Source organism: Enterococcus sp. NPDC086594 (genome assembly GCF_044746145.1).
GTDB lineage: Bacteria > Bacillota > Bacilli > Lactobacillales > Enterococcaceae > Enterococcus_D > Enterococcus_D entomosocium.
Genome location: NZ_JBIVBP010000003.1, coordinates 90496 through 104863, shown reverse-complemented (window position 1 = coordinate 104863; position 14368 = coordinate 90496). Strand labels below are relative to the sequence as shown.

General features: G+C 40.3%; 13 protein-coding genes and 1 pseudogene. 4 read left to right on the top strand and 10 right to left on the bottom strand.

All coding sequences use genetic code 11. From position 1 onward, the window contains the following. Positions 1 to 50 precede the first annotated feature (50 nt). Positions 51 to 220: pseudogene (locus ACIPK1_RS06745) on the top strand (ISL3 family transposase); the annotation flags it as partial. 348 nt (positions 221 to 568) lie between these two features. Here the strand turns inward: ACIPK1_RS06745 and ACIPK1_RS06740 are convergent. The 4 genes from ACIPK1_RS06740 to ACIPK1_RS06725 form a co-directional block, all read right to left on the bottom strand. Then, positions 569 to 820: a type II toxin-antitoxin system Phd/YefM family antitoxin gene (locus tag ACIPK1_RS06740; RefSeq protein ID WP_005237397.1), complete on the bottom strand. Its 252-nt coding sequence runs from the start codon at positions 818 to 820 to the stop codon at positions 569 to 571. A 391-nt stretch (positions 821 to 1211) separates the two neighbouring features. Next, positions 1212 to 1700, bottom strand: a complete 489-nt coding sequence (locus ACIPK1_RS06735) for an ATP-binding protein (protein ID WP_005237399.1) — start codon at positions 1698 to 1700, stop codon at positions 1212 to 1214. 538 nt (positions 1701 to 2238) lie between these two features. Beyond that, on the bottom strand, positions 2239 to 2628 hold the full coding sequence (locus ACIPK1_RS06730) for a DUF4430 domain-containing protein (RefSeq protein WP_086299167.1): 390 nt from the start codon (positions 2626 to 2628) through the stop codon (positions 2239 to 2241). A gap of 87 nt (positions 2629 to 2715) precedes the next feature. Continuing rightward, positions 2716 to 5193: a vitamin B12-dependent ribonucleotide reductase gene (locus ACIPK1_RS06725; RefSeq protein ID WP_086299166.1), complete on the bottom strand. Its 2478-nt coding sequence runs from the start codon at positions 5191 to 5193 to the stop codon at positions 2716 to 2718. Between the two features lie 141 nt (positions 5194 to 5334). On the opposite strand from ACIPK1_RS06725, the gene ACIPK1_RS06720 reads away from it, so the two are divergent. Continuing rightward, on the top strand, positions 5335 to 5874 hold the full coding sequence (locus ACIPK1_RS06720) for a hypothetical protein (RefSeq protein ID WP_086299165.1): 540 nt from the start codon (positions 5335 to 5337) through the stop codon (positions 5872 to 5874). A gap of 559 nt (positions 5875 to 6433) precedes the next feature. Further along, a complete protein-coding gene (locus ACIPK1_RS06715; protein WP_005225272.1) occupies positions 6434 to 7861 on the top strand; it encodes an APC family permease in 1428 nt (475 codons plus the stop codon). 115 nt (positions 7862 to 7976) lie between these two features. Here the strand turns inward: ACIPK1_RS06715 and ACIPK1_RS06710 are convergent, their stop codons facing one another. From ACIPK1_RS06710 to ACIPK1_RS06690, 5 genes are all read right to left on the bottom strand, one after another. Next, on the bottom strand, positions 7977 to 8615 hold the full coding sequence (locus ACIPK1_RS06710; protein ID WP_016613761.1) for a TetR family transcriptional regulator: 639 nt from the start codon (positions 8613 to 8615) through the stop codon (positions 7977 to 7979). Positions 8616 to 8662: 47 nt separating this feature from the next. Beyond that, positions 8663 to 9364, bottom strand: coding sequence for an ABC transporter ATP-binding protein (locus tag ACIPK1_RS06705; protein WP_008377215.1), 702 nt, complete (start codon positions 9362 to 9364; stop codon positions 8663 to 8665). Between the two features lie 5 nt (positions 9365 to 9369). Next, entirely contained in the window at positions 9370 to 10446 is a 1077-nt protein-coding gene (locus ACIPK1_RS06700) for an ABC transporter permease (RefSeq protein ID WP_005237408.1), read from the bottom strand. 318 nt (positions 10447 to 10764) lie between these two features. Then, positions 10765 to 11724: an L-lactate dehydrogenase gene (locus ACIPK1_RS06695; protein ID WP_034878749.1), complete on the bottom strand. Its 960-nt coding sequence runs from the start codon at positions 11722 to 11724 to the stop codon at positions 10765 to 10767. 103 nt (positions 11725 to 11827) lie between these two features. Continuing rightward, the gene (locus tag ACIPK1_RS06690; RefSeq protein ID WP_244733124.1) at positions 11828 to 12796 is read right to left on the bottom strand and encodes a TDT family transporter; all 969 of its coding nucleotides are present in this window, start codon (positions 12794 to 12796) and stop codon (positions 11828 to 11830) included. Between the two features lie 150 nt (positions 12797 to 12946). Between ACIPK1_RS06690 and ACIPK1_RS06685 the strand changes: the two genes are divergently transcribed. Continuing rightward, on the top strand, positions 12947 to 13774 hold the full coding sequence (locus tag ACIPK1_RS06685) for a LysR family transcriptional regulator (RefSeq protein WP_400450339.1): 828 nt from the start codon (positions 12947 to 12949) through the stop codon (positions 13772 to 13774). 83 nt (positions 13775 to 13857) lie between these two features. Here the strand turns inward: ACIPK1_RS06685 and ACIPK1_RS06680 are convergent, their stop codons facing one another. Continuing rightward, the gene (locus ACIPK1_RS06680; protein ID WP_008377173.1) at positions 13858 to 14286 is read right to left on the bottom strand and encodes a GNAT family N-acetyltransferase; all 429 of its coding nucleotides are present in this window, start codon (positions 14284 to 14286) and stop codon (positions 13858 to 13860) included. Positions 14287 to 14368: the final 82 nt, after the last annotated feature.

Here is a 14368-nt window from a genome sequence, read left to right as displayed (position 1 = left end):
ATAAAGGATTTTTTTGATAAGAAGATTTCTTATTCGAAGAGGTCTGTGTAAAACTTCAAAAACTTTTGAGCGATGAAGAAGGCATCTCAATACGATTCTCTCCCTTACTCAAACGATGACTCATTTACCGATCACGAAACGAGTATTCTACAGATTTAAATCATTTGAGAACATGAGAATTAGAATCATTTTGATCAATCAATTAATCAAAGTAAGCTAACAAAAAATCTGAGCCAGAATGCTATTCATTCTGACCCAGATTTGATTTTGTACGACTCATCAGTCCTTGTTGACAAAGAGTCGAAATAGTTTAGCATATTATATCCCACGTTCATAGTGTGACCAAACAGAGAGAATCGTGATCGTTTTACTCTCTTCTTCCACGCTGTAACCAACCTGTGTTTGATATTGAGACGTCTTGAACAGTAAGGTAATCCTGGTAATTTTTCGTAAGGCGGCGGTGTTTGAAAAGGATTTTCCTTAATGACTTTGATCAGTTCATCAAACTTACTAGTTAGATTGATACTCTTCAATTTAGACAAATCTTTGCGAGCATTCTTTTTGATCTTTACATTCTATCCCAATCAATTTCACCTAAGTCTTCACTTTCTTCATTCTCAAAGTGTTTGATCCGATCAAGTACACCCACATTTTGTAAGTTGAGCGTTTCTTGTAAGGAGTTCCAATCGCTCTTACTAATCATGATGACGCTTTCTTCCTCTTTTGTACTCGCAATTTCTACAGGTTGACTGTCAGCCACAACATGCTTAATGATTCCATAAAGGTTTTTTCTTGCATTCGTTGGTGTAATTACTTCCATGTTTTCTCCTCCTTCTATTTAAAAATCTTAAGCATATTATAACGTACGTAAATAAAGAGGAAGAACATATTTAATTTTTCTTACAAGTCTTCAAGTCTTTTAGTAATCGTTTTTTGTGCCGTAATTTGTGGTTTCGATTGCTCAAATTGGTTACTGTTTGCCGTCCTATTTACCAAATGGGCGGTTTCTTGTATTGATTCTTGGTCTTTAACAGCTGCCATAGTCATTTTGTCTTCAGCGGCTTGCTTTTTGATCCGTTTATTAATCGAAGAATGCAACAAGAAAAGAAATTGCCAATCACTGTTTTGCTTCTAGTATGACTGTCCTTTGTGTCCTGCACAGTAATAAGACTAAATGTATTGAAAAGGAGTAAAAACATTTTGATGCTACTTCATTTATTCTTTTGCTCAATCACTACTTCATCTTCATTTATCGGTTCTTCGAATCCTGAAAAAAACCGTTGAAGGATTTCTTCTGTAATAGGAAAAGCGGAATTTGCAGTCTGGACTTTATTTCTGATCGCTAATCGTTTTCGTAAAGTATCATAATCAGCTTTTAGATAGATTACTTTAATCGTCACATCATATGCTGCCAGTAGTTCTCTATAAGCGTCTCGGTGACTTTTAGCCCAAAAACTAGAATCGACAACTACGTTTTTTCCTTCTTGAACAGCCCTTACTGTAAGCTCTTTCAATTTAACTGAAGATAATGACGAAACTTTTGCATATTTTTCCGAAGGGTAATCAACACCATAAACGCCATAGTCTTCCCAAATTAATTCATCTATTGCTAATCTTACATAACCTTCTTGCTCTTTTTGTTTTGAGTAAGTGGTTTTGCCTGCACCACTAACGCCACACATCAAAAGTACCTCAACCATTATTCTCCTCCTACCTTTTCTGATCAATAAACAAAGAGAACGAAAAAACCTTATTTGTAATCAACGCTCGTGTTTTAGACCACTGTTCGCCACCCACATCTGATGATACAATGATAACATTGTTTTTATGAACAACAAGCAGATTGGGAAACAATCGCAAGAAAAATAGTAAGTAAAACCATATATTAGAGAATAGAAGCGTTAGCCACTTAAGCTAACGGATAAATCAAATTTTTGTCCATTTCCACTCTACTATAAAAAAATTATTTTCTACAAAAAATAGGAACGAAAGCCAAAATACGAAAGAAACATCATGGCTAAAACTTATGTATGTAATGGTATCTTTATTTCTATTATTCCAATTTTAAAATAAAATAAGCCACCACTCCAAACTATGATAGAAAAACAAGAATAGACTCTTGAATAGAACTTGAATGCAAAACTACCTCCAAAATAAACGCAAGAGTCTATCTGTATAGATAAAGATCTTTATGTGCAAGTTCTTTTGCACCAATAAAGATCCTTAGAATCAAACAAATCAGAATGTTTTCAAATCAAATGTGATAGTGTCATTGTTCTTTAAAATCAACGCTTGTGCCCCTTTATCGGTCATTTCGTCATTGACGGTATAGACCCAAAATAGATTGGCTTTTTGATCTTGGCTGATGCCGTTGATCGAGGTGATAAAGCCATCTTTTTCTTTGATCGTAAAGTTTTCTTTCATTACTTCCAGCAGCGACTCATTTTCTCGGAACGTTACTTCTTTTGAGGTCACATCTTCTTGATTTTGGATGACGATCGTAGCTGTTCCTTGTTCTTGCTTCAAGGAACTTTGCTGCGTGCTTTCTGACGTTACACTTGCCTGTTGACATCCTGTAGCGACGAGTAATGTGCTCACTAGCATAAATACGACAAATACTTTTTTCATCTATTTCTTCCTCTCCAATAGTCAAAATACTAATCGTTTTTCTATCCAATATGCGGATAAGAGTTATTTTATCAATCCCGTTTTTTCTTAGAGCCCGCATTTTAATTGGATTTTACAGTTTGTGCAGGTACTACAGCCGCCGATTTCCTCAATGGTTCCTTCATGGCAGATGGGGCAGATTTCACCAGAGACGACGGGTTCATCTACTTGAACGACAGGCAGCGGTTCAACTTGTGCGGTCAGCTCATTTTCTACCGCTTCTAAGGTAAGTACTTGTGAATCTCGGCTGCCATCTACATAGACGGTCCCTCCTTTGGCTCCTCCTTCATAAAGATCTCGATAAACCTTGGCTACTTGGCTTACTGTATATCCTTTTGGTGCATTGACCGTTTTTGAAATGGAGCTATCCACCCAACGTTGAATGGTGCATTGCACACCGACATGTTCTTCGGGCGTCAACTCCATAGCGGAAATGAACCATGCCGGCAACTGCGCTTTGGTTCTTTCAGGATGATCCATCAGGTATTCGTCAACGATCTCCGCATTGATTTCAATAAACTTACCTAGTCGACCGCTTCTAAAATAAGAAAAGGAGTAGTAAGGTTCTAAACCGGTTGAAACTCCCGTCATCGTGCCTGTCGATCCTGTTGGTGCAACGGTCAAAAGATGAGAGTTACGAATGCCGAATCGCAGCACGCCTTCGTGGATGTGCGCTGGCATTTTTTTCATGTATCCTGTATCGACAAATTTCTTCCGCAACGCTTGCGTCTCTTGGTCATTTTTTCCAATCAGGAAGGGAAAGCTGCCTTTTTCTTTCGCCAATTCAATGGATGCCTCATAGGCAGTGACTGCCATTGCCTCGAAAATTTGATCAACGAATTGATTCCCTTCTGCCGATCCGTATTTTTTCCCACAGTAGATCAATAAATCTGCCAAGCCCATGATCCCTAATCCAACACGTCTTTCCCCTTTCGCCTGCTGCTCATTTTTGTCAAAAAAGTAAGGCGTTGCGTCAATAACATTGTCTTGGAAACGAACTGCTGTTTTCACGGTTTCTTTTAGTTTGGCAAAATCAACGGTGCCTTTCTGGCGATCCGCCATGTTTGCGAGATTGATGGCTGCCAAGTTACAGACGGCATAAGGGGTTAGGGGCTGTTCACCGCACGGATTGGTTGCCACGACTTTTTGTCCGTATGCTGTAGCATTCGTCATCTTGTTGGCATTATCGATAAAGAAAATACCAGGCTCAGCAGAATACGTTGCACAAAAAGTAATCAACTCCCATAACTCACGAGCTTTGATCCTTTGATAGGTTTTGACTTTATGACCAGCTGCTGCCCATTCTCGCACATCCCCGACTTCCGCCCATTTTGCATCATATTGCGCCATCTCTGCTTCTGAATAATTGTCAATATCTGGAAAGCGCAGCTCATACCACCCATCTGTCTTCACTGCTTCCATGAATTCTCCTGTCAAGCAGACTGAAATATTCGCACCAGTTAAGAAATCACTTTCTTTTACCGTATAGCTGCCACCTATTCGCAATTTTTCTTTTGCCTTTTGGATCATGTCATTATGTTCCTTATCTGACGATTCAGGCAGTTGCGCTAGATAAGTGAACATTCTTTCTTCCATTTTTGTCAAAGGATCAAATTGCAGTTTTTCATTGATCAGTTGTTTGATTGCTGCATTCGTGACTGTTTTTTTCAGGTGAAGCAATACAGCAGGATTTTGAACTTTAGAAAGAATAAACGTAAAAATATCTGGATGCCAATCTGCCATCATAATCATCTGCGCTCCGCGACGACTACCTCCTTGTTCGACAAGGTTCGTCAAGTTCGCCAAATCATTCAACCAAGAAACTGCCCCAGAAGACCGACCGCTGACGCCGTGGACCACACTTGATTTTGGTCGCAAGGTCGACCCATTGGTTCCAACCCCACCACCACGACTCATGATTTCCATGACTTCTTGTCGATGGACAGCAATCCCTTTTCGGGAATCATGGATGAAAGGCATCACAAAGCAATTGAAGTAGGTAACTTGAGAATTTGTTCCTGCTCCATAAAGTACTCTGCCTGCGGGAATTAGGTTTTGCGCCACGATTTGTTGGTAAAACGTCTCAAGGAAGCGCTCCTGGTCATGGGACTCGTTGGCAGAAATCCCTTTGGCAACACGATGCGCCACTTGCTCAAAAAAGAGTTCTAACGGTTTTTCAATGTCACTTTTTCTTCTTTTCACAAGTCCACTGGCTTGTTCATCAGTATCTTCTAACGCTGAACGATAGGCCTCTTCCACTTCGATAGAGACTAGTTCCCCATCGATTGCTTTCACAATACCGATTCCTCGTGCAGGATATTTAGGATCAGCTTTCGTTGTCAAAATCACCAAATCATCCTTACCCAACGTTTGATGGGTTTGATCCTTGAATGAGTAACGATCCAACATAATCAAACGAGCGATTCCCTCAAATGTTTTGGTCATTTCCGGTGTGATCGCCGAAACTTCTTGGAACAACTTGATATCCTCGTTCAATTTCTCAATCGTTTGTTTTTTGTAGTCCATTTCTTTCCCTCTCCTTCTAAAAACACAACATATTGTGCTCCGTTTTTATTATCGTACTATATGATGTGTATTTCAATCTTGAATTATATTATTTTCCATGTATAATGAGAATGATTATCAATTAGAAAGTCGGCGATTTTCATGCTTCCTCCCCAATCCAAGGTATTCTCCGTTCAAAGAATTTCTCATTTAGCACTGCTCACCGCAGCGTGTATCGTTGGACGGTTGGTTTTTGTCTTTATCCCTAACGTTCAGCCTATGAGTGCCCTTTTATTTTTAGTGGCTTTTTCTTACTGCTTAACCGATGCGTTGATGATTGCCTTGCTAAGTTTGCTCGGAACAAATATCTATTTAGGCATGGGTCCCTGGACGATCAGTCAATTGGCTGCACTTACCGGCACCATCGTTCTTTTTCAACAGCTTGGAAAAATCCCGATCATCAAGAAAAATCGTATCCTGCAAGCTTTCTTTGCCTTTCTTTGCGGACTTCTTTATGGCTTGATCGTTTCGTTGATGGAGGTTTGGCTTTATCAGTTTCCTTCGTTTCTTGCCTATTACCTTCAAGGACTACTGTTCGATTTCTTTCATGCCAGTGGAAACTTCGTCTTTTATTTGCTTTTATGGCCAGTATTTGAGCGAATAACACCCAACTCCTATAAATTGAAGAAAAAAAACCAGTGATTTCGATGGAATGAAGAATCCGGCTAACTTTGTTTTCGTGTTTCTTTGAAAGAATGTTAGCGTAAAGTTATTGTTAGAAAAACAAAAAAACTATGGCTACTCTTCTGTTTCCTTTGCTTAAAAATCTATCCAAAAAGTAACAGCTAAAAGCCTTTCGAAAGGGTTTCTTTCATCTTTATGCGTCCATTCATTTAAATGAAACGTTCTCTATTTCATCCACGCCCTTGACCGAATGTAGTAGCATTTCTTTCAGATTATTAATGAATGATGATGTTTACTTTTTCTATCATCAGAAATTTATTATTTTTTTTAAATAACAATTTAATTTTTCTTGACCAAAAGAATTCAGAGGTTTATCCTAACTATGGAAAATCAATGACTGGATAAAAAAGAGCAGCTGAAATTTTTTTATTCAATTTGACCTTTGACATTTGTGAAAAAGTGCATAAGAAACTTGATAGTGATCAAGCGCTTATGGAAAGAAATTTTTTTCTCACTAAATTTCAAAAAACGCTCTATTTTAACCAGTCAGAAAAATCATTTTAAGAAGGAGAAAGCGATGAATGAGAAACAATTACGCTGGTATAATATTGCGCTGATGGCGTTCGTCTCTGTTTGGGGACTGGGAAATGTTGTAAACAATTACGCTCAACAAGGATTGACTGTTGTTGTTTCGTGGCTATTAATTATGGCTCTTTATTTTGTACCCTATGCATTAAGTGTTGGTCAGTTAGGATCGACCTTCAAAGAGTCAAGTGGTGGGGTCTCCTCATGGATCAAAGAAACCTCAACAAAGCGGTTGGCTTTTTTTGCTGCTTGGACTTATTGGGTCGTTCACGTGCCCTACTTGGCACAAAAACCCCAAGGAATCTTAGTATCCTTGAGTTGGTTATTTAAAGGAAATGGTACATTTGTATCGACGATGGGTTCCATGGAAGTCTCGTTGATTTGTTTAGCTATTTTTCTATTCTTTTTATGGATTGCCTCTAAAGGATTGACGACCTTAAAAATGATTGGGAACATCGCGGGAACAGCCATGTTCGTGATGTCGATTCTTTTTATTCTTTTAGCAGTCACCGCTCCAGCAATGACTGGTGCTGAAATTGCTACACCAAACATGTCATCTGTTTCAACCTATATCCCTAAATTTGACTTTACCTATTTAACCACGATCTCGATGCTGGTATTTGCGGTAGGCGGCTGTGAAAAAATCTCGCCTTACGTAAATAACACAAAAAATCCTGCAAAAGAATTTCCAAAAGGCATGATCTTTTTAGCCGGTATGGTGGCGTTATGTGCCTTGCTCGGCTCGATTGCTATGGGGATGCTTTTTGATGCCAACCATATTCCAGAAGATTTGATGGTTAACGGCGCTTATGAAGCCTTTCAACGACTTGGAAACTTCTACGGAATCGGCAACTTCTTTGTCATTCTTTATTCCATCGCCAATGCGTTGGCGCAAATCTCTGCTTTGGCCTTTTCAATTGATGCCCCATTGAAAATATTACTGTCTGATGCTGATTCAGAATTTGTACCAAATGGCTTAGCAAAACTAAACAAAAAAGGAACACCAGTAAATGGATATATTATGACTGGTATCCTGGTAAGCATTTTGATCATTATTCCAGCACTAGGAATCGGCAATATGACCGAACTGTACCGTTGGTTGCTGAACTTGAATTCAGTTGTCATGCCACTGCGTTACTTATGGGTCTTCTTAGCCTTTATGCTAGTCAACAAACACGCCAATCGCTTTACTTCCGATTATAAATTCGTGAAAAACACCAAAGTTGGCTTTGGGATTGGCTTATGGTGCTTCTTGTTCACGGCCTTTGCCTGCATTTTAGGGATGGTTCCTAAGCTTGATTATGCGGCAGATCCGCAAGCTTGGTTCTTCCAATTGGCCTTAAATATCATTACGCCGATCGCCTTTCTTTTGATTGGCTTGATCTTGCCAATCATTGCGAAACGTGTAAATAAAAAATAATCATTTGCTCAAAAAAAAGGTGTCCGACAACTATTTCGGTTGTCGGGCACCTCTTTCTTTGTAAATGAACTTCTCCGCCGCGTGCGGTATTTGATCCATCCTCTTGCCGAAGCGTTCATTCCTCTTTGTTGTACTCTTTGTTGTCCTTTTTGATTCCATACTTGATCCACTGCACCTTATAGCGGAAATCTTTGATCAGCTCTTTTGCGGTCCATTCATTCGAAATAAAATCTGTCAGACTATCCATCACGACCGCCATAATAAAGTAAAGGAAACTGACGGCTTCTTGCGTATCATGGATCGTGAAGCGATTTTCTTCCAACAGCTCCAACCATTGGCGAATCATGGGCGAATCGTCAGGGATCGCATCGCGCTTCGTCCAGGCATTGCTTTGGGTACATAAGTGGATCATTTTCCAATGATCATCTTCAGGTGACCATTGACTGCACCAAGCCAAGTATTCTTCGATCCCTTTGAAAAAATCATTTTTGTTGCGATTGATAAACGTAAAAATCGCAGAATGGATTTGGTTGGAATAGTTGGTGATCGCATAGTCATAGGCATCTTCTAAGTTTTGAAAGTACTTGTAAAACGCCCCTCTAGAAATGTGCGATTTTTCGACGATGGCAGAGACCTTGACTTGACTGATATGCTTGCTAAAAAATTCTTCTAAAAGCACGGCATCGATTTTTTCTTTTTTCTCTTGTTTTAAATGAAAAAATGTTGTACTTGGCAAGGGATTCTCCTCCATCATTCGCAATCTACTCCCTCTATTATAAACAAATCCCTCTACTTTTCCACTCAGACTTGTGCAGTTTCTCTTGATGGGGCGTTTTGTTCGATCAGATTGCCATCTTCCATTCGGAAAATGCGATCACTCCATTGGATCATTCGCTCGTCGTGGGTGACCATAACTGTCGCTTTCTTTTTCTCATGCGCTTCTTTCACTAATAACTTCACGACTTCATACGCATGATCGGTGTCTAAGCTGGCAGTTGGTTCATCCGCTAAAATCAAGCTTGGGTCATTAAACAAGGCCCTGCCGATCGCTACTCGTTGACGTTCCCCACCAGATAAATCGCGGGGAAACTTGTCTTGAAGATCGAGAATATCTAATGAAGCAAGCAATTCATCAATCCGTTCCTTTTCCTTGGCTTTTCCTGAAACTTTGTCGACCAAATAAAATTGTTCCTTTACTGTTAGAAAAGGGATCAAATTCGAGCTTTGCAAGATAAACCCAATCTCTTTAAAACGCAACTTCCCTCGTTGCTTTTCATTTAATTGGGAAAAGTTGACCTGGTTGATGATGATCTCTCCGGCTGTTGGACTTTGTAAGCCGCCAGCGATGGTCAAAAAGGTACTTTTTCCTGAACCAGAAGGACCGATGATACTGACAAACTCCCCTTCTTGAACGTGAAAATTCAGTCCTTTTAGTGCCGTTACTTCGGTATGCTGCTTGCCAAATTTTTTTATAATATCCTTCATTACTAAAATGTCTTTCATCTTTGTTACCCTCCTATTGCCGTTATTGGATCGACTTTTGTGACCGTCCGAATGGAGAATAAGCCGCCTAGAACTGCCACGAGAATCAAGATGCCGCTATAAAGCAGCCATTGCTTTAATTCAAAGAAAAATGGCATGGCATCTGGTAAAAACAAGCTGGTGCCGTATGCCGCCGCAAAGGCTAGGGCTACCCCGATCACTCCTACCATAAATGCTTGCGCAATAATTGATTTGGCAATGAAGCTGGTCCGAATCCCTTGGGCTTTCATCACACCAAAAATCGCTGTTTTTTGTAGGGTGATCACATACATGAAAATCCCCACGATTGCCGTTGCAACAACAAACAAGAAGTAGATCATGGCATTTAAGGTCAAGTTTTGGGCAGAAAATCCGGGAAGCTTTTCAATAAAGTCTTCCGTTGCCAACACTTTGAGCTGGGTTCCTTCTTGGTTATCGACTTTAGGATCACTTGATTTGGTCACAATGATATTGATTGGCTGCTCCTTGTCAGATGCAAATGGTTGATTAGCAAACTTCATTTTCGTCCAAGTATCGAGGGAAGTATAAATCACTGGTGACACCGTATAAGACGTTTCTGGGGTGATCCCAACGACTTTGAAGGTTTCATCTGAGCGTCCGATTTTCACTTGATCCCCGACCTTGATACCTTCTTCTGCTAAGTTTTCTGAAATCGTGATCTCATTTTCTTTTGAAAACAGCTTGCCCTCTAAGACTTCTGGTAACAAGAACGCATCGTCTTGTGTACCAAAAACAGTCACATTGACTTGTTCATCGTTGACCGTAATGACACTGCTGTATAAACCAATTGGGGCTTTTTGTGTCCCTTCTACACGGTCTAAATCCCCTCTCGTCAATTGCGAAGCCGCAAATGTGTCATTCGCATCTTCTGATAAAACGATCGCGGATGAATCCCAGTCGACGATGGCCTTTTTAAAATCCCAGTTAAGTCCGGTAGCTAAGCCAGACAATATAAAAACAACATAGGCGATCAAAAACATGATTCCTACGATCAACCCATATCTTAATTTTGAATAACGCATTTCTTTTATAGCCAGAAACATTGTTCTTTCCTCCTACTTTCCAAATATTGACAAAGTGTCACTTTTTGAAGAATACCACATAAGGTGACACTTTGTCACTTTTTACAACTCGGAAAGTTTGTAAGGTTGATCGATCATTCTTTTTCTGTCATTCACTGAGGATGTTTTTTCCTAAAGGAGTGTGAATAAAGAGAGTTGAATACTGGGCGTTTCGCGTAAAATACGCCATTTCCTTTTAACATTCTTTGCTAGATGAAAAAAAGCATGGCAGACCGTAAATAGTCGAACCATGCTTTGGCAAAAACGAACACGAGGATTTCATTATTGGTGTTCTAGAGATCAGCTGACTTTGCTTTGTCCAATTGTGGAAATTACTGCTCGTAACTGATGACACGAAGTATCAAACTGCCGTTTTTCCTCAGGTGTAAGCGTCAATTCAATAATTTCGCGGACGCCGTTTTGGTCCACGACTGCAGGAACCCCTGTGAATAAATCGTTGATGCCATATTCCCCATTAAGGTAGGAAGATACCGGCAGAATCGCTTGCTCATCATTTAAGATCGCTCGAACGATTCTTGCGACACTCATCCCTATCCCGTAAAAAGTTGCTTGTTTTCGATCGATGATTTCATAGGCAGCATTTTTTACTCGTTCAGAAAGAACCGCTAGATCGGCAACGGTCAAACGATCCTTTTGCTTGATCAATTCTACGATCGGTTTCCCACCGATCGTTGTATGGGACCAGACAGCGACTTCCGAGTCACCGTGTTCCCCAATGATGTACCCATGAATATTCCGTGGATCGATGGCTAATTTTGCCGCCACTTCTTTTCGAAGTCTTGTGGTATCGAGGGTCGTTCCCGTACCAACGACCCGATTGGCTGGCAACCCGGACACACGCCATGCTTGATAAGTTAAGACATCGACTGGGTTTGAAGCGATAACAAGCACGCCATCAAAGCCTGAAGCCATCACTTGTTTTGTGACGCTTGCCATAATTTCGGCGTTCACATCAATCAATTCAAGCCGTGTTTGTCCTGGCTTTTGGTTGACCCCTGCGGTAATAACCACGATGTCAGCATCTTTACATTCCGAGTACTCTCCAGCCCAAACTTTGATGTTTTCTTGCCCCCATGACATACCGTCTAACAAATCGAGGGCTTCTCCTTCTGCTTTGTCACGATTGACATCGATCAAGACTAACTCATTGATCAGTCCTTGATTGATCATGGAATACGCAATGCTCGTTCCAACGAAACCTGTTCCGACAACGACAACTTTTCTGCTTGTACTTTTCATGTGCGATCCCTTCCTTTTCTTTTCAAATACTTGTGCTATTGTTTTGCGTATATTACGTATTTTCTCAAAAAATGTATGTTCTCTTGTGTACTCTTGTGTTTCCTTAATAACTATGACCGGCAATCAGCGCTTTGGCTTGCTGATACAAATGAATTGCATATTTTCCTAACACATAGCAGACGACAATCACGGCAAAGCTTGTTTCAATAATCGTTAAGGCTTGTAGAAATCCAAATATCAGTGGGTGATTCGCAAAAAACAGCGCTGATTTGAACATAGCAGTCGCTGAAATCACAAGAGGAAACGTAAATGCCGCATAGCTTGGATAAAAGCCGACTGCCAGCATGTTTTTCATATAAGCGACGACACAAAAATAAATCGTTTGTGACAATAACAGCATAAAGGCGACAAACCAAGCAGAGCCTTGTTCAAATACGGAAAGGTAACCTGCTAAGCAAAGAGAACCTGGTGCTGTTAAAATCGTGATCAAAGGAACTGCCGCACGTTCCGTCAGCTTCTGATGGACGATTCGTTTTAAAATAATCGGCAAAAGCGCAAAATACAATACCAATGCGATCCAGACGATCACTTCCCCCAGCTCTTTAAAAAAGACAGCAGAAGTATTGGGAATGACGCCAATACCGACGAAGGTAATAAACCAGCTCGGATAAATGTATTCCAGCGAAAGGTCGACAGGCAAAATATGCACGACAACAAAATAGATCATTAAAGCAAAATGTAAGCCGATAGCCCCCCACCAGAGCAGATCATTCATCACTGCATCGGGAATGACCCGTTCAAAAACAGTGGAAATCACCATCAGCGCCATCGTAAAGGTCGGCGCCACCGAAGCAACGATTGGGTTTTGCAACTCTGACATCGTGTGCTTAAATGTAACGCATACTTTCAGAAGGAAGAGCCCCATGATGAAAATACCAAGGGTACAAAACGCATTTCCAACCGTCTCCATTCCTTCTGAATACAATAAATTCCCCAAAGACACAGTGCCTAAAATCAAGCCACAAATCGGGATTGGCAATGAATGTAAAAAATGCTGGATCGATGTTTTCATCAACTCATCCTTTCTAAACGTATGAAAATTTCAACTAAATTTGCTTTCTTTTTTCTCTACACTTATACTATAATCACCTGATAACTATTTGTAAAATTATACTTTTAAATACTAATTATAAATATTATTAATAATAAAGGAGTCCCCAAAATGATTGAATTGCTCAAAACCTTCATTGTTGTTTATGAAATGAGAAACTTTAGTCTTGCCGCCAAACAACTCTATAAAACTCAACCAACGATTTCCTTGCAAATCCAACGCTTAGAGGCCGAACTTGGCTTCAAACTTTTTGAACGTAAAGGAAAACAATTGATTTTACCCACCAGCCAAGCGGAGTTTTTGTATCCTCGTGTGGTCGAGTCTCTCCGCTCAATGTCCACTATTTTTTCGCAAGCCAAAGACACCAAAAATTTTAAAACAGAGTGTGTGCTCGCTTGTTCGAATACCACCGCCGTCTACTTACTGCCCAGCATCATGGCGCAGCTGATTGCAGAATTTCCAACGTTTGCTTTTGAAATCAAAATCATGAATTCTCAAGAAGTAATCGATGCCGTCGAATCAAACAAAGCCCATATTGGCCTGATCGAAAAATCAATCGTTTCGCCATTGATCCAAAAAGAATTCGTTTATCGCGATGAATTGGTGTTAGCAGGCAACCTCGCTTCTGATTTTTGGGTCTTGCGGGAAAACGACTCGGGGATGTACTACATTAACGAAACCTATCTGTACGCACAGCACTTGCATCCGCAAATCATCAAAGCCAATAACAGCGAAGTGATTTTGTCCCTACTAAAACAAAACATCGGCAAATCGATCATCTCGAAACTTTCATTACCAGAAGAGTTGCCTTGGCAGGAACTTGATCCAGAGTACCGCTATCGTGATCTTTTTATCATTCAGAATCGTCAGCGTGCGACGCCGGAGACCGGAGAGATTTATGAGGAGATTAAACGGCTGTTGTTGGCTTTGATTCCATAAATACTAGACTTTTGAAACAATTATAGTGGATACAAAAAAGACGCTGAAGAGTCGTTTGTCACTCCTCCAGCGTCTTTGCATTTTTATAATTCCTTGATAAACCGTTTCTGTTCATGACTGCTGTGGTAGCCATGGTTTTCATAAAACTTGTGGGCAGCATGGCGTTTGACATTCGAATTTAATCGAATGCCTTGCATTCCTCGCTGTCGGGCTTCTGCTTCAATTGCCGACAGTAGTTTCCCGCCAACGCCTTGCTTTTGCACTTGATCATCCACTACCAAACCTAGGACATTAAAAAATCGCCCGGCAGAATAAACTGTTGAATATGGCTGTGCTTCAATCATTCCAACTGCTTTTCCCTCTATTTCAGCGACCAGCAAGAGATGATCCTCCTCAGCTAAAATTCTCTTTAGGCCTTCGATCAATACTTCTTCTTCGATTGGATAGCCTAGTACTTTCGACAAATGAGCTAGTTCTTTATGATCAGACAATGCAGCAGCTCTAATTCTCATAGTATTCTCCCACCTTTTGGCTTTTATTCGGTCTTGTTTTAGATAACTCACATTCATTTATCAACTTAGAAATAAATGACAG